The organism is Maridesulfovibrio ferrireducens, from assembly GCF_016342405.1.
GTDB lineage: Bacteria > Desulfobacterota > Desulfovibrionia > Desulfovibrionales > Desulfovibrionaceae > Maridesulfovibrio > Maridesulfovibrio ferrireducens_A.
Genome location: NZ_JAEINN010000010.1, coordinates 148,390 through 166,428, shown reverse-complemented (window position 1 = coordinate 166,428; position 18,039 = coordinate 148,390). Strand labels below are relative to the sequence as shown.

General features: G+C 41.7%; 8 protein-coding genes. 6 read left to right on the top strand and 2 right to left on the bottom strand.

Translation table 11 applies throughout. The annotated features are described in order from the left end of the window. Positions 1–114 precede the first annotated feature (114 nt). From JEY82_RS12325 to JEY82_RS12300, 6 genes are all read left to right on the top strand, one after another. Complete coding sequence (locus JEY82_RS12325) at positions 115–804, top strand: PilZ domain-containing protein (protein ID WP_304085843.1); 690 nt, start codon at positions 115–117, stop codon at positions 802–804. A 344-nt stretch (positions 805–1,148) separates the two neighbouring features. Next, a complete protein-coding gene (locus JEY82_RS12320; protein WP_304085841.1) occupies positions 1,149–3,239 on the top strand; it encodes a methyl-accepting chemotaxis protein in 2,091 nt (696 codons plus the stop codon). 205 nt (positions 3,240–3,444) lie between these two features. Continuing rightward, a complete protein-coding gene (locus JEY82_RS12315; RefSeq protein ID WP_304085839.1) occupies positions 3,445–4,932 on the top strand; it encodes an ATP-binding protein in 1,488 nt (495 codons plus the stop codon). 328 nt (positions 4,933–5,260) lie between these two features. Then, a complete protein-coding gene (locus JEY82_RS12310) occupies positions 5,261–6,736 on the top strand; it encodes a hypothetical protein (protein WP_304085837.1) in 1,476 nt (491 codons plus the stop codon). Positions 6,737–6,855: 119 nt separating this feature from the next. Continuing rightward, positions 6,856–7,557, top strand: coding sequence for a 4'-phosphopantetheinyl transferase (locus tag JEY82_RS12305; protein WP_304085835.1), 702 nt, complete (start codon positions 6,856–6,858; stop codon positions 7,555–7,557). A gap of 224 nt (positions 7,558–7,781) precedes the next feature. Beyond that, positions 7,782–8,717, top strand: a complete 936-nt coding sequence (locus JEY82_RS12300) for an SPASM domain-containing protein (protein ID WP_304085833.1) — start codon at positions 7,782–7,784, stop codon at positions 8,715–8,717. Here the strand turns inward: JEY82_RS12300 and JEY82_RS12295 are convergent. Both JEY82_RS12295 and JEY82_RS12290 read right to left on the bottom strand, forming a co-directional pair. Next, complete coding sequence (locus tag JEY82_RS12295; protein WP_304085831.1) at positions 8,714–16,588, bottom strand: non-ribosomal peptide synthetase; 7,875 nt, start codon at positions 16,586–16,588, stop codon at positions 8,714–8,716. The two genes, JEY82_RS12300 and JEY82_RS12295, sit on opposite strands and share 4 nt — an antisense overlap. After that, entirely contained in the window at positions 16,585–17,982 is a 1,398-nt protein-coding gene (locus JEY82_RS12290) for an MFS transporter (protein ID WP_304085829.1), read from the bottom strand. The genes JEY82_RS12295 and JEY82_RS12290 overlap by 4 nt, the downstream gene beginning before the upstream one ends. Positions 17,983–18,039 lie beyond the last annotated feature (57 nt).

Here is an 18,039-nt window from a genome sequence, read left to right as displayed (position 1 = left end):
TATAAGTCATCCGAATATACTGCATTCACTTGTGTTGTCGATCAAGTCAATTCCACACGAAACGTCGAGGAGCCTATTTTAGTGCGATATTCTGTTTAAGATATTTATTAAAGGATGGGACTGGATATAATGTGTGAGAAGAAGGTTGAACAGGACGTTATTTTCTGTGGAACATGTGATAATTTAGGATTGCAGCATGGTGCGAATGCCAATGTTGAGCTGTTTTCTACAGGTGAAAGATTGTGGGGAGAAGTTGTCGGGATTAGGCCCGGCTATTTTCTTAGTATCTGGCTTCCTGCTTTGCGGGAAGGTAATTACAAACGAATATTGGTTGATGATTCAGACGTAACTGTCAGAGCAAAGTGTGACGGGTGTTATCTCTGTGGATTCAGGGCAACTGTCACACGCGTTATTATTTATCCCTATCCACTTCTTTATTTAGCTTATCCAAGTAAATTTGAAAAAGTTAATCTCAGAAATAATAAGCGAGTTGAATGCTTTCAGTCTGTAGTTCTTACCTATAAGAATCAAGAATATAAGGGAGTATTCAGGGATATCTCTGAAGGGGGCGGTAGGATTTCTTTTGTTTTTCGTAAAGGCGAGACAATGGGGGATATTAAGGAAGACGAGTTCGTCAATTTCAAGTTTCAATATGATGAAGGCTCTGCAATGTTGTTCGGAGTAGGAGTCGTACGTAATTTTATCAGCTGTGGAAATAAATTCTCAATGGGTTTTAAATTTGTCAGTTTCGAAGATGATTCACAAGTCTTGCTGAAGAAAGTCATTGAGTCTTTCGATATATAGTTTTTTTATCTGAGCTTACGTTTTTATATGTAATATTTTTATCGTGAAGCAATTGTAGCTTTCTCTAATTCATGCCTATCTATCAATTCTAATTTTAAGAACTTTTTCTTTTTAAAAAAAAGATAAAATATTTTTAAAGTCTGGTAATATGCCAGTATTTTTGACTTTTTAGTGTCATTTAACCCTTATATTTAAATCCCGAGCGAGATTGACATCAGTTTTCTGACAAAGTAAATGTTTTTAGAAAATGTCGAATGTCGACATTTTTAGTTGATATTTATTTGTTTATGCAGATGGCAAGACTGTCCGAATATTGTCAATTAAATAAATACAGGGAGCATTAAATGACTTTACGATTAAGAATGATAGTCGCTTTCGGAGGGATTTCGCTACTTATAGCTACACTGGGTCTGTTTGCTGCCACAAAGCTGGAAACTGTCGGAGCACTTACCGATTCCTTGTACAAGCGTCCCTATGCCGTCAGCACCGCCATGTTGCGTATTGATGTTAACCTGATGAGAATTCAGAATGAAATGTCTCAGATTATAACATCATACGATAAATTGAGAATTGCTAAGCATAGAAAAAATATCGATGATTTTAATTCGGAGATTCTTAAAGATTTTGACTTGGTTGCCGAGCGTTCTCCTGATGACCGGGGAGGGCTTTCTGTGCTGACCGAAACGTATACTCAGATGAGTTCTCTGGAGCAAAATCTCATCGAGACTCACGAAAAAGGAGCCTTGCGTAGTGTTATCAAAGCTGAGCGGGCCAAAGAAGCAAAATTGCACAAAGAACTTGAATCGAGCATGGAAAAGTTCATATTTTCTGCGGAAGAAAGAGCTGCTGCCTTTAATACGAATGCGGCAGAGAGTGTCGTAGAAACAGGCCGCATTCTGTGGGCAATGGTCGGAATGGCTTTTGTTTTTTCCATTATTATTGCGTTCTGGATTCTCCGTTCAGTTCACCGCGCTCTTGGTAAGGACCCGGCAGAGCTTGAACAAGTCGTAGCCAGGGTGGCAAAGGGTGATTTCGAATTTGAAAATGACGATAAGCCCTGCGGTGTTTACCGTGAAGTAATCAGTCTGGTGGAGTCACTTAAGGAGTTTCAGAGCGATACTGACCGGATCATTACTGCCATTGAAAAAGGTGAACTTGAGCGGAAGGGGGATTCCTCCGGGTATACTGGCGGATTTGCAACAATGATTGAGGGAGTAAATACCCTTGTAAGTCTTTATTGCGGGTTGCTTAACTCCCTTCCTGTGGGAGTGCTGACCAGAGGGAAGGATCGGAAAATTCTTTTTCTCAATAAGGCCGGGATGGATATAGCCGGAATCAGCTACTTTACAGGTAAGCAGTGCGATGATGTGATGAAAACTGGTGCCTGCCGCGAAAGCCGTTGTATTCCAGAAAAATGTATGGATAGCGGGAAGAAACAAAATTTTGAAACCATTGCAAAAACTTCGTGCGGTACTTATGAACTCAGCAGTTCCGCATTGCCGGTTGTGGATCGTAATGGGCTGACTGTCGGAGCTCTTGAAATTTTAATTGATCAGACTGAGATCAAGGCTGTTCATAATCGGATTGTGGAAGTAGCTAATGCTGCGGACCGTATTTCGACCAGCCTTGCTACTTCCTCTGAAGAGCTTGCCGCGCAGATCGAACAGGTTGGCAGGGGCACTGATATCCAACAGCAGCGTGTGGGTGAGACAGCTACTGCAATGGAGGAAATGAATGCCACTGTGCTGGAAGTGGCCCGCAATGCCGCTGATGCTACATTGCAGTCTGAACAGGCCGCAGAAAAAGCGCAAGAAGGTGCCGGACTTGTGGGTGAGGTCGTCACCTCAATCAATCAGGTCAATGATATTGCCGGAGATTTGCAGGGTAATATGCTTGAACTTGGCAAACAGGCTGATTCAATCGGGGGCATTATGACTGTGATTCTAGATATTGCGGACCAGACCAACTTGCTGGCTCTAAATGCAGCAATTGAGGCTGCCCGTGCCGGTGAAGCCGGACGAGGATTTGCAGTTGTTGCTGATGAAGTCCGTAAACTGGCGGAAAAGACCATGACTGCCACTAATGAAGTTGGAAAAAACATTAAGGCTATTCAGAATTCATCGGAAGCTAATATCAGACAGGTGGAAACCGCTGTGAATAGGATTGCATCAGCAACCACACAGGCCAATGATTCCGGTATAGTTTTGGCTGAAATTGTAAACGTTTCGATTGAAAGTTCTGCATTGATCAGCAGTATTGCGACTGCTGCGGAAGAGCAGTCCGCCACATCTGAGCAGATTAATTCCGCAGTGGAAGAGGTGCACAGGATTGTGAATGAGACTTCTTCCGGAATGATTGAATCTTCCCGCGCAGTGCAGGAACTGAACACTCTTGCACAGGATTTGCGCTCCATGCTTGATAGATTAAACGTATAATTTGTGGGGGGCGGTGGCAGAGTTTTTTCGTCTGTCGCCGCCCTTCTATTTATGATTTGTTTGATGGTAGTGATAGTGTTTAAATTCTTGTTTTAGGACTGTATAAAATTTTCTGAAATCATATCCCGAAAAAGAAAATAACTTTATTTTCCACGTTAAATGTTTTAAATGGTTCTGCTTCTTATTTTAAAATAGGAGACCATTAATGACATCTAATAAAATTTTCGGGATACAAATACCTGCCCAATTAACCAATATTTCAATAGTTGGTGTTGCTGCTCGTGAATGTGCAAAAATGAGAGGGTTTGCCCCTGAAGATGTACAGTCATTCTGTCTTGCTGTGGAAGAATCAGTCACAAATTCAATTGAAATGGGTTTTGGCGGTCATGACGATGAGGTAGGCATTTTATTTTCAAAAACACCGTCTGGGCTCGGAGTCAAAATAAACAGTTTATGTTTGCCATTAGTGCCGGAAAAACTTCCGCAGTATTGTTCGCAGAGAATGTCCGACCATAATGATACTACTGGTTTAAGCTTTCACTTAGTGAAGCAGATGGTGGATAACCTTCATATTTCCATAGGTAAAGACGGAGAGCGTGAGCTTTCTTTTGAAAAATATCTGCCCGAAAAAAGAGTTCAGGAAAAAATTACACGCAAACGAATTGCGCGAGTTAACACCACACATACAACAAGATTTGCGATTCCTGACGATGCCGAAAATATTTCCCGCCTTCTTTTGAGAGCGCATGGCGAAGTCTTGTTCAGTGAGTCTATTTACTACCCTGATCATGTCCGGGAAATGCTTGAAAAAAGAGATATGATTTCCGTGGTTAGTGAGACTGAATGCGGCGAACTTATGGGACATTTTGCTCTTGTAAAAGAAATTTCAGGATCATCGGTGGAGGAATTAACCTATGTGGTTGTTGATGGTAATTTTAGGAGTCATGATTCTTCAAAAATACCTGAGATACTTATGGAAGATGCCACATCCAGAGGGGTCTATGCTGTAAGTGCATATGCGGTGACCAATCATATTTATTCCCAGCGAGGGCTTCAAAGGGATAACTTTGCAGAAAATAGTTTATTTCTTGCCTTAAATGCAGCTTCAAAACACAAGGATAAAAACGAAAACGGTCCCGACAGAATCGGTAATATGGGCTATGCCAAGTATTTTGGCGTACGAAATCAAGCTCCAGTGTTTCTGCCGCCGCATCATCGCGACATGATTATGAGAATTTATGCTCACGCAGGTGTTGAGCCATCTGTTTCCGATGAGAATAGTTTTACTGAAGCAAAAAATGGATCTTCACGCATTACAACTGAGTCAGAATTACAAGAAGGTTGGTTTTCAATCGTTGTGCAGGAGTATGGAATTGATACTTTTCCACATATAAGAAGTGAATTTTACAAGGCTAGTGCTCAGGGTGTTCCATCCATTCAAATCAGACTTCCCCTTAGCGACTCTGCGACTCTTAAAATATGCGAAAAATGTGAGAAAATCGGATTCTTTTTTGCTGGAATAAACCCCGGATACAAGGGCAGTGAGAGTTTGATTCTACAATATTTAAACGGAGTTGAAGCAGGGTTTGAGTCAGTTCATATATTTTCTGATTTCGGTAAAATATTAAAAGATTATGTGCATGAATGCTGGGAAAAAAGGCAGTTAGATCAATGTCTCCCGGAGAGTAATTAAGGCTGATTACCCGTACGAAGAGAAACAACAAAGAACAAAATTTTATGGGAGTCATTCGTTCCAAGTCCAGATCTACAACACGACGGGGCTTTCTTGCCTTACCACCTCAGACCTTACTTTTTGTCAAATCTTTCAGACCTAATTCCTATTGCTTACGAAAAAAAATATTTGAAATATAAGTGTTTAAATTATCAATTTTATGTGTGACAGTCTGCCTGTCATATTTAAAATAATACTCTGGTATGCAATTCATTTTTCCAAATAAAAAATAAGAATCGCACCATTCATCTGAATTTTGTCGGGATTTTTATAAGGAAGGAATAGGTTTATGTTTTTTCTTGGAAAATTCAAAAGTTTTTGTTTAATCTTTTTGAATGTTTTACTAATTTTATGTTTGTCAGGATGTTTGTTTGGTTCTTCCGATGAGAGTGACTCACTAAGCGCTGAAAATATAAACCTTATCTTCGTGGTAAGTTCGGATTTGGCTTACAACGGTCCTGGTGATATTTACCCGGACACTGCAAACCTTACCAGTCAAGGGTTACAGCGCGCGCTCCGCATGGGCACGTACTTGAAAAATCATGTGCTTGGAAAAAAGAATGTAACCAGCATTTATGCGCTCTCGCCGATGACTCATTTGCAAACTGTAAATAACTATCCGGACATGGCAGCAATAGGATCAATACAGCATTTTGCCCTTCTTAATCGGCATACTGTAGCCATTGCTGGTGCTGATTACTCTTCCTATACCGCGAACAGCTACCCCATTAAAGCCGCATATGCAGAAGGTTCTGTGCCTGCCGGAGTAGTTGATCCAGTTATTTATTGTCCTGATTGTGTCGGGCTTGATTTTAATGACATGAAAGATAATAACGTTGGTATAGCAACGGGTATTATTTATGAAAATAATCCGGGATTTTATGTTTTTTCTGCGCCATGGGAGACTACCAGCGCTTTGATGGATAAGATCAATCGGTATCATGGACTTGCTCTGGATATACCGACGAATTATAGTGGGCCAGATATTGTGTATGTGATCTCTATCTCGCCTGATGGCAAAGCAAGTCTGATTACCTATAACAGTAATATTAATCCTCCTTCTACATATCCCGAACTCCCTTCGCCTGTTGTAAGAGTTCCATGTACAAATTCACAGCAACCTCTTGTCAAAATTTCGGTTGCCGGTACTAAAGCTCCTGCGGGTGTCAATAAAAGCGAGACTGTATATATGGTCAGGCATGCAGAAGCTCATCCTGATCCAAAGCCTGGTTTTGAGAACGGCAATTTTGTAGGAGCAGGGCAATGGCGTGCGTTGGACCTCTCCAATGCTCTTTCCGGCAAAATTAGCCCCGACATGGTTTATTCCTGTGATCCCGCACAGTGGTTTTCAACAAAACCTATTAATCCATCAAATTATATCAACGTATCATATGTCAGGCCCTCATTAACTGTATGGCCTTATGTTATTGCCAATAATTTACCTTATCACTTGGTTTCCAGTTTCTTACTTATGAAACCGGATCAGAACGAAAAGGCTCGTGATTTTTTCTTTTTGGGTGGAAAATTTACTGGTAAGTCTATATTGCTTGCGTGGGAATCAACAAGGATTAAGCCGATAATAAATAAGCTTCTTGAAAGTTATAACGTAGCCGCCGGCTCATTACTCAATGAGGATTGGCCAGTCACGGATTACAACACTATCTGGACTGTGACGATTGATGCGAGCGGCAATCTTACTGTGGAAAATGTGCTGTGTGAAGGTATTGATTCTGACAAGCTACCGGAACAGGCTCCTCATTTTTAATGGTTTCGATGCAGATGTAGTGCTTAGTGCAGATTCAGCTATGCGTGCTCTTATTCCAGTCATTGCTTTTATGAATAGGCGTTTAAAAAAAATATGGTAAATTTTAGGATGTAATTATTATGTCGCCCCAATCTGTTAGGCCGGATAAGAATTCTTTCCTTGATCTCTTGTTTCCAAATTTTGTGGTTACCGCAGAATCTTCGCCCCATATTTGTAGAAGCAGTTTGCATGAAGATGAATGGAAGATAGTCGCAGACTCGGTACCTGAAAGGCAGGCGGAGTTTTGCGGGGGACGGGTTTGCGCGCATCAGGCTTTGAAGCAATTAGGCGTGGTTGATAGTGCTATTTTACAAAATAAAGATCGTTCACCACGGTGGCCGGACAACGTGACTGGTTCGATATCGCACACTCAAGGATATTGCGCGGCTGCGGTGGCAAAAATGGATGATATTGAAGGTGTCGGCCTTGATGTAGAGTTGTATTCTCCACTTGATTGGAAACTGTCTGAGCTTATATGTTCTCCGCAAGAGCTTGTCTGGCTTTCCAGCTATTCTCTCAGCGAACGTGGCAAATTAGCGAAGATACTTTTTAGTGTAAAAGAGGCGGCATTTAAATGTCAGTTTCCGATTACTCTGGAATTTATTGATTATGCTCAAGCTGAAATTACATTAGATTTTAATGAGTTGTCTTTTTGTGTTGCCGTCAATCATGAATCTCCTGAAGTTTCTCTGGTTTGCTCAAAAATACATGGCCGCTATGAAGTGAAGAACGGTTTTATAATATCCGGAGCAACTATTCTGAATAGTCCCTTTCTCTCATGAGGTAGTGCTTTCTCACAGCTGATTGGGAAGTTTGTTTTGAAATTTATAAAGAACTTGTCAGCTAGTCAGGATCTTCGTAATGATAATATTAATATTTATTCGTTTTTATTAATAGTTCCCCTTTTTTGTGTCGTATTTGTTGATGCTAATCCTGTTGTCTTATTGAATATGAACCATAATTAAATTATAAGAATATATTTTTTTTGTTAAAGAAGAGGACTCTTATGTCAATTCATGCACCAGAAGAAAAAAAATTTACAGCTGCAGATATTACACTCTTGAATTTAGAATTTAACTCAAGCTGTAACTTGCGGTGCCAATGGTGTTCTTTGGACCACGACAAGGAAAGAATGGTCATGTCTGAAGACATTTTAGCCCGTGTCATGGATGAGCTTGTAGCAGGTCAACTCCCAAACTTGAGACGTGTAGATCTGCATAATGCTGGCGAGACATTACTTCATCCAGATTTGCCGAGAATGCTAACTATTATTCGGCGAGCTAGGCAGAACCTTAATTCAAAGGCCACTTTTGGGCTTCTTACCAACGCGACGTTGCTTACACCTGTAAAATCTGAACAGATCGTAAGGAGTAAAGCAATTGATCAAATGCGTTTTAGTTTAGATGGTGGCACTCCGGAGTTGTTCGAATCGATGCGGAAAGGCGCTTCTTGGAATAAGGTACAGGCAAATATATATAATTTTCTTAAAGCAAATGAAGTTGCCGGGAGACCTATTTCGACAGAGGCTATTTGCATAATTCCACCGGATTTGAACGAAAGCGCCTACTTGGATCCGCAATTTAAACTTTTGTTGTCTATGATCGATAAAGTTAGCCTTAGGCCTCCTCACAATTGGGACGGGAGCGTTGAGCTTGAAGTCGACGATAGTTTTTATCAAGAAGTCGCAGTAGACCGAATTAATGAGGTTTGTTTTCTTTTAAAACGAAATTTAGTGGTTTTGCCTGACGGTAATGTTACGGTTTGTTGTAATGACTTAAATGCTCGTGGAGTTATCGGGAACATTGCTGATCAGACATTAACTCAGTTAGCCACCAGCCCAAAACGACTTGAAATGTTGCGGAAGTTTAGTGAAGGAAATAAGAGCAACATTGAATTGTGCAAAAAGTGTACAGGGTTTTATTCCTCTGCTAAAACGAACTAACTTGAATACACCAAAAGCTGCTCCAGATCTCTATGCTGACGAGCCATGACCTGCATGACCTTTACTGCCAATTCCGGGGTTTGAACAATCTGAGCAAATAGAGCTTCCCGGTTGAGAATAACAACCTGAGCTTCTCCCATGATCGCCTCTATCGTTATACTGGCCCCTTTATCTTCAGAAAAATTCTGCACAGCCACAAAATCACCGGCATGGGCTATTTTTATTGTGCCTGCCCATCCTGAATGGGAACGTTTACTTATCTCAACAAACCCTTTTACAATAAGGAAAATGTTTGTTGCAGCATCTCCTTCCATTTGAATAAGGCCGTTTTCAGCAAAAACTTCATGTCTTGATTTAAGCGCCAGCCCTTCTATTGCCTGAGTGGGCAGACCGGTAAAGGCTCTGATACTCTTCAAAAATTCCATGCGTTTTTTTAAAGCTTCCAAAATAAATTTGCGGGCCGTTTCAGGATTTAGAGAAGGCCATTCAAAGCCAAGCTTTTTGAGTACTAGAATGGTTTTATCAGAGCTGATCATAGTGGTTGTCTGCGCGGTCTTTTTCTCCAGCCAACCCAGATGAAGCAGAAGAGATTCAATATCTTCGCGATATTCGTCAAAATTTAATTTTTCCATTAGGAAATCAATAAACTGCGGAATACGCATTCGTTGTGTGGGCAGGTTCAGAGCAGGATCTTCCAGCAATTCGGCAACACTTTGTTTTGTTTCATGCTGTATATGAAAAATCTCATTGAACAGTGCAGGCCTGTCAAACAGGGTGAGAATTGCTCCGGCAACCTGATCAACAAAGGAAAAATCACTTCTGTCCATACCTTCGGGGACTGCGCCTATGGCAACATAGGATTTTACCTGCCTGAAAAATCCGTTGTCTTCGATGTTTTCCTGAAAGCGTCCGTTAATGGAATCAAAAACAATGTTGGAAACCCTGTAGATATTGGCTGTCAGTCCTTGCTGCCTTGCCGAAATAATCTGTTTTTCCGCTTCAAGTTTTGTGGTCAGGTAAAAATTATCTGTTTTCTGTCCAGCGTCAGTATCAAATTCTGTGAACAGAAAAGTTTTTTTATCATCGATATTTCCCAGTCCTACCGAAGTGGTTGAAATTTGGTGTAGGACTTTATCTCTGTCATGAAGAGCAAATTCGATCAGGTTGCTGGCAGACACCACATTTGCCGTTACAAATTCTTCATAATGCCCGTAATGTTTTACAAGGGCCGCAGCATTAATAATACAATCCACTTCTTGTGCAAGTTTTTCCCAGTCGGCTACATCCAGCCCCAGTCTTTCACTGGAAAGATCCCCGGCATGGATTTTAATTCTGTCTTTATATGATTTCGGCATGGTGCTCTTGAAGTAATACTCCCATTTGGAGTCAAGCCTTGCACGGGCCGTATCACTGTCTTTGGCTCGGATGATCAGATGGATACGGGAAGTTCCCGTTGTCAGTAATCCGTTTAAAAGGAAAATTCCTAAAAATCCGGTAACACCAGTTAACAGCACAGATTCATATTGCTGCTGATCAGAAAGATCCAAATTTTCATATGGCGTATACTGGTTTTTATAGGATGATTCCATCTGTGCAAAAGATTTTTCGATCTCTGAATCCGGTCCGGTCCCGAATCTTTCTTTAACATCAAGCAATTTTTTCATTAGATTATTTTCAAGAGGTCTGACATTGCGGGCCAGTCGTTCCGGCGTCTGATATTTGAAAATATCATTCACTCCGATTTCCACATGCTTTTTCAACTCATAGATAAGGGTTACAGCCTTGAGTGAGTTTCCTCCCATATCAAAAAAGTTGTCAGTCATACTGATATTTTTTTTCTTGAGAATGTTGCAAAATCCATCCAAAACTTTCTTTTCCACCTCTGAATGAGGCTTAACAATCTGTCTTTTTTCACTCGTGTCATTACCGGGCATAGGGAGTGCGCGGCGATCGACTTTGCCGTTGGCTGTTACCGGTATATTATCCAGATAAATTAAGTGGGAAGGGACCATATAGCCGGGCAGTTCTTGGAGTAGAAAATCTTTTAATTCTGCCTGAGCTATTTTCTGAGGGCCGGTATAATAGCCGCATAAAAATGAATCTTCTAAATTATCACCAGCCACGGCCAACACATAAGTATCCTTCACAGAAGGGTATCTTCCCAGTACATTTTCTATCTCAGAGGTTTCAATTCTGTACCCTCTTATTTTCACCTGATGATCTTTTCTGCCCAGATAAACAATTCGTCCCTGAACAGACATACGAACAAGATCTCCTGTTTTGTACATTCTTTCGCCGGAAATAAATGGATCAGGCAAAAAGGCCAGATCGGTGAGATCTTGCCGATTGACATAACAATCAGCCAGTCCGTCACCAGCGATGTATAATTCACCCACAGCTCCCCGTGGAACGAGGCGCAGGTCTTCGTCAAGTATATACAACCGAGCATTGTCGGCAGGGATTCCAATGGGGACAGCTCCCCCTCTGTCAGTTGCGGGATTGAAAGCATGCCATGAACAGGCCACGGATGCTTCTGTGGGGCCGTATTCATTTATGATTGAAAGTCCCTGCGGGAATTTTGCAAGAACCCGGCGGCATAGATCTGTACTTAGATTTTCACCACCTACAATCAGCTTCTTTACACGGGTGCTCTGACAATCAACCATCTCAAGGAGTGCCAGATGGCTTGGAGTCATTTTCAATACATCGACTTCATTTTCCCTGATAATTTTCTCTACCAACCCGCTTTTATCCTCTCCCGGATAAATAACCATACGGGAACCAGTCAAAAGAGGAAGAAATACTGAGGTGACAACAAGGTCAAATGAAAGTGAAGAATAAAGCGGGACGTCAAAGACCTGATCTTGAAGTAAACATCTTTTTACCCATAGCAAATAATTAAGAACCCCTTTGTGGGTTACCATTACTCCTTTAGGTTTACCCGTGGAGCCGGATGTATAGATGATGTAAATGGGGTCAGACGGATTACTGCCGGAATCCGGCATGAGGTCATTATTCGAATACGTTTGTTCATCTTCAAGTTTCAGACAGGTTAAAGACGGGTCCAGTTTTTGAGCCTGATCATTGCCTGATGTTGTCAAAACAATCCGGACATCGGCTTCCTGCATCATAAAATTTATTCTCTCAGCAGGGTAGCCTACATCAACAGGAACATATGCTCCCCCAGCTTTCAGAATGCCCATAATACCGACAATAAATTCAATGGAAGCTGAACCTACTACTCCTACAACCTGCCCCGAACACACGCCCTCGGCTCTAAGTCTATTGGCAAGCCGATTGGTCAGGAGGTCTAATTCGCCGAATGAAATGGTCCTGTCTTCTTGTTTAATAGCAACGGCTTCCGGTGTTAGCTTGGCCTGCTGACAAAAACAATCGGTCACAGTCTGATTCGGACATGGCACTCTGGTATCATTGAATTCTTCTAGAAGAAATTTTCGTTCCCGAGGCAGAATTATATCATATTCACCAACCGTTTTATCTGGGTGTTCACAGATTTGCTCTAAAAGCTGAATATACTGATCTCCCCAGCCAAGCACGGTTTCTTCGTCAAACAAAGCTTTTTTATATTCAATTTTTAGTTGAATGCCTTCTTCATGAATGATGGCTTCAAAGGTTTGATCGAACTTGGAAACTCCCGGATCATAATCCACAGGCGAAATCGAAAGTTCTCCCGTTTTCATTGTCGATGGCATTTCTCTGAGAGTAAAAAGGACATCAAGCAGTGGAGTCCTTCCGGGTTCCCTTTTTACGCCAAGCTTTTCAACAAGGTCTTCCAGAGGGTAATCCTGATTATCCAAAGCACCCATGACCGTCTGGTTTACCGACGAAAGGTAATCTTTTATCGGAGTGTTTTTATTCGGGAACAATCTTAGCGGCATAGTTCCGACAAACATGCCCAGCATATTTTCCACTTCCGGGATGGTGCGGCCTGATGACGGAATTCCCACAACAAGGTCTGTGCAGGAGGTATGACGCATTAAAAAGATTCCGTAGGCTGCGAGCATAGTTGTAAACAGAGTAACCCCTGATTTCTCAGCAACTTTTGCCAATCTGTTTTTGACGTTTTTGGATACGTCAAAGAGCAGGCGACCTCCGCTGTAATCCATGGAGGCTTTCCGCACATGGTCAGCTTCAAATTCCATAGTCTGGCTAAACCCTTTAAAAACATCCAGCCAATACGTTTGTTGTTTAGGTAATCTGCCGCCTACGTTGGTTTCCTGCAGCCATACTGAAAAATCTTTATAGCTGAACTCGAGTGCGGGCAGTTCGTTGCCGTCGTAAATATCCCATAATTCCTTCATAAGAATGGAAACTGAAAGCCCATCCATAATGATATGGTGAACATCAAAAACAAATATATGGCTGTCAGCAGATTCCCTGAACAATGCTGTTCTGAACAGAGGAGCATTTTCCAGATCAAACGGTTTTACAAAATCTCTTATCTGGGCTTGCACATTATTGGGAGAAGTTTCGGCAAAAACTCTTTTAGGAGCCACTTCCTGATGAACTTTCAGCACCGGAATTCCTTTTTCTAGTTTAAAATCTGTGCGCAGAATTTCATGACGCAAAACAAGTTCATCAATGGCGGCTCCCAGTTTCACATGATCCAGAGGACCCTGCATTCTCATGACAAGGGGGATATTGTATGCCGTGTCCACATTTCCCATCTGGTGAATCAGGTAGAGTCTTTTCTGGGCAGACGTTACCGGGTAAAAATTACGGACAGGTACCGATTTTATTCCGTCTTCTTTGTTGTCTTTCAACTGTTCAATAAAGGCGGCAGTTCTTCTCAATGTTTGCAGTTTAAAAATTTCTGATATGGGAAGGTTGATCTTGAAAACTTTTTGTATCCGGTATTGCATGGTCAAAGCTTTCAATGAGTGGCCGCCCAGAGATAGAAAGCTATCATTGGCACTGATTTTCTTTATGCCCAGTATTTTTTCCCAGATAAGGGATAGTTTTTTCTCTGTTTCGGTTTTGGGAGGTTCATATTCGGTTTGTCTTTGGGATTCAAGATCGGGTTCCGGCAACGCTCTCCGGTCTACTTTTCCTGAACTGTTCATAGGAAGATTATCAATGGCGGTAATAAATGAAGGAACCATATAGTCCGGCATATCTGCTTTTAAGCTGGCCTGTATGTCTGAAAACCCGTTTTCTTTCGCTGTTTCAACCCATGCACATAAAAAGGGTGATCCGGTATTATCCTCTCTGACATCAACCACAGCATTTGTGACATGAGGCAGCTTTACTATTCGTGCTTCAATTTCTTCAAGCTCTATCCGGTATCCTCTGATTTTTACCTGAAAATCTATCCGGCCCAGAAAATCTATATTGCCATCTGGAAGCCATTTTGCGAGATCTCCTGTCCGGTACATTTTCTGCCCGGGGAAAAAAGGATCAGCTACAAATTTTTCAAGCGTAAGCTCGGGCCGATTCAGATATCCTCTGGCAAGACCAGCTCCGGCGAGATAAAGTTCTCCGGACACACCAAGGGGCTGAGGATTTTTATACCGGTCAAGAATATATGCACGGGTGTTGGGAACTGGTTTTCCAATGGGGGATTTAAGCCATTTTTTATCCAAATGGATATGTGTGGATATTACTGTGTTTTCTGTAGGACCATATTCATCAACCAGCCGAAATTTAGGCAGGCTGTATTTCTTTAGCTTTTCACCGCCTGTGGTCATCACCTTGAGAGAATTATTGTCGCACATTTCAAGGAACTGTTCACACATAGGGGTGGGAAGATCGATATAAATAATTTGATTTTCTTCAAGATATTCATTTATTTTCACGGGATTGAGTCTGATATCATCGGAAATAAGATGAAGTTCTGCACCGTTTAGCAAGGGAGAAAATATCTGGGAAACTGAGGCATCAAAGCTGAAAGAAGCATACTCGGCTGTTTTAACTCCGGCTGTTATGCCATAGGCCCGGCTGTGCCAGTTAACAAGATTAACAACATTCCTGTGTTCAATGACAACCCCTTTGGGCCGCCCCGTTGAGCCTGATGTATAAATTATATAGGCTGCATTTCCGGCATTCGTCCGTATGGGGAGTTTTTCAGCTTTCGCAGTGAAAAGAGAACTATTTGAAAGATCAAAATAATTGTCGGTATATGAATTTGGAACTTCATCGCAATGTGCCAGAAGGAGCTTTGCCCCAGAATCTTTAAGGATGTAGAGAATACGGTCTTCGGGATATTTTGGGTCGATGGGAAGATAGGCTCCGCCAGCCTTTAATATGGCAAGCATGGCGATGATACTTTCTATGCGCTTTCCTGCAATGAGTCCCACAATGGTTTCCGGCCCAACTCCAGCTTCATGCAACTTAAAGGCGAGAGAATCAGCCTTACTTGCAAGCTCATTATAGGTAAGTTTTTCATCATTGAGAACGAGGGCAGGTGAGTCGCCATAGTTTTCCACCTGTTTGTCAAACATGTGAACAAGGGTAGTTTTAAGGTTATAAGCTTCTTTTGTAACGTTAAAACCATGTATGACCTGATTTATTTGAGCCTTGTCTATAATAGGCAGATCTTTGATTTTCAGGTCGGGCTGCTTAATTCCCGCAGAAATAATATTACATATTCCTTTAAAAATTGTCTCAATGGATGCTTCCGAATACAAAGCCTCTTTATAGTCGAATTCAAGCTCTAAAATTCCGAGAATATCTTTGTTTTCCGGATTAACATGGATGGAAAGGCCGCCGGCTTCATAGGGGGGCTGAATATGCTCAACACTAAGATCTTCAAAAAGCACGTCCTGATGGCCTATCACAGAAACGTTTAGAAAAAAGGATGGGTCAATTCCGGATTTATTTCTCAGATTTACAACCAATTCATCAAAAGGGTATTTCTGCCGTTCTTTGATAAGGTAATTCATCTGGTTCCCGACGGTTTTGACCAGTGGTCCAAAAACTTCATCCCCCTTCATTCGAATCCTAACGGGGATGGTGCTGATAAACATACCTGCCATTTCATACTGTTCTTTTATAGAACGGTTGTGATTGAAGGTGGGCAGTACAAAATCATCTATGCCTGTAATGCGACTCGTGTAGATAGAAACCGCTGTATAAACGAGTTTAAAAACAGAAGTTTTATTCTCTTTTGCCCATTTGCGCATACCGGCTCTCAGACTGTTGTCGAAGGCCAATGTTTTTTTACCTGCTGCTATGGAATCATCGGTAGAACGTGATCCTGATAGATTAATTTCTTCGGGTAAGGGCAGCATCTCTTCTTCCCAGTACAATTTGTCTTCATTGTATCTGGCTGAATTCAAATATTTTTGTTCATAGGTTAAATAGTCAAGATAGGAATTGGTCGTTGAAAAATCAGCTGTTTTTCCTTCCAGAAATCGAAAATAGGTATTTTTGATATCTCTGAGAAATAACAGCAGAGTGCCGCCGTCTGAGACTATATGGTGGAGCTTCATGTAATAGCCGCTTTTCCCGTCGTCATGACGCAACAGCGCAAAATAGAAGAGATCGGAATCTAAAAATTCAAAGGGCTGGGAAGTCTGGTCACCTGTCCAGTTTTTAAGTTTTGCAGTACCACCGGGAACATGGAAGTCATATACATCAAATAGTTTATCTTTATGGGGTTCAATGTACTGACAGGGTCTTACCGTTTCCTGTTCGGTAAGCTCTGTTATTCGCATTCTTATCCCTTGATGGGCTTTGATTACCGCATTTATAGCGGATTCCAGTATAGTATTATCGGCTTTGAAATCAAACTTTACAAGGAAAACGAGGTTGGCGGCACCTACTCCGGGATATGTCTTTTCAGAATACCAGATTCTTTTTTGAGGATGTGACAGGTCATATAGTTTATGTTCTGATTTTTTATTTTTCACAATTTATGCTCCTCTTCAGGCAGTGAAGGCTGCCCTGATTTAGATATCATGGAAGCCCCAAACGCTGTCAGGGCAAAGGCTGTAGCCAGAAAAACTGCATAGTGAAAACCGGAATCAATCTGCAAGGCACGGCTTAAAATGGCAGATCCCTTACTGGTTTCCAGAAAATTTCCAAAAATACTTACACCCAGAGCCGCCCCGATGGTTGTGCCCGAAGATGCGACCGCAGTGAACATTCCGGCTCTGTCAGCCGGGGCATTGCTCATGAAAAGAGTTATGTTTGCTGTGAAAAACATGGCAAGAGCAATACCGAATCCGATAAAAATGATAATGATTAATGCACTTGAAATGTCGGGTGAGAAAAAATAGAAACTTGCGGTGGTAAGCACTGCCAGAGCTGAAGCCCTGACCTCAACTGTTTTGGGACCGAATCTATCCGCTAAATATCCGGCAAGGGGGCTTACCGCGATGGAAACCACCGGGAAGAACATGAGGAAAAAGCCTGTCCTGCCTACCCCTATTTGCAACACTTCCATAAAATAAAATGGGAATAGAAAGTTCAAGCCGGAAAGAACAATCACAAATCCCATATTGGCGGCAATACATGCGAGTATGCCTTTTTTTAAAAACAGAGGTATTTCAAGGAGGGGATGTTTAGTTTTAAGCTCCTGCCTGACAAAGGCCATTGTGCATAAGAGAAAAATAATAACAGCAACAGCGTATGGTGCTGAAAAAATACTTTCACCGAATCCCCGGGTCAGGATCAGGAGGAAGAGAGTCACAGCTATTACGCTTAGGAAAAGGCCATATAGATCAAAACGTTCAGGTTCTGATTCTCCTGTCTGGTCTTTCTTTAGATATATTACAGAAGCAATAATCGCTACAATTCCTACAGGGATATTGATTAAAAAGATCCATCTCCAGCCGAAAGAGTGGATCAACCAGCCGCCCAGAGGCGCGCCCATGGCATATCCTATTCCTCCAAGAACCGTATTAAGACCAAATGCTCTACCTATGTAATCTGAAGGTAAGTTCTGGAGTAAAATTGCGCCAAAATTCGCCATAATGCATGCCGCACCGATTCCCTGAACCAGTCGGCCTAGATACATTATGTGAATCTGGTGAGCATAAGCACAGATAAGAGAACCCACGGAAAAAATTAAAAACCCCGTGATAAAAATTCGTTTTGAACCCAGTGCATCTCCAAGTTTTCCTGAAAAAAGAAGCAGGCTTCCCAGTGCGCACAAATAGATGAGCACTACCCACGCGACATCCTGTGTGCTGGCTCCTAAATCTGTGCAGAGTGTTGGAAGTGCGATATTAACGATGCTGGCATCCAGATTAACTAGGAATGTTCCGGCCGCGATCACTAAAATGGTCGTAATATTTCTCATATATTTGTTAATAATTTTTTTGTTTTAAAATATTGTGAGACAACTCTCTCGTATCCC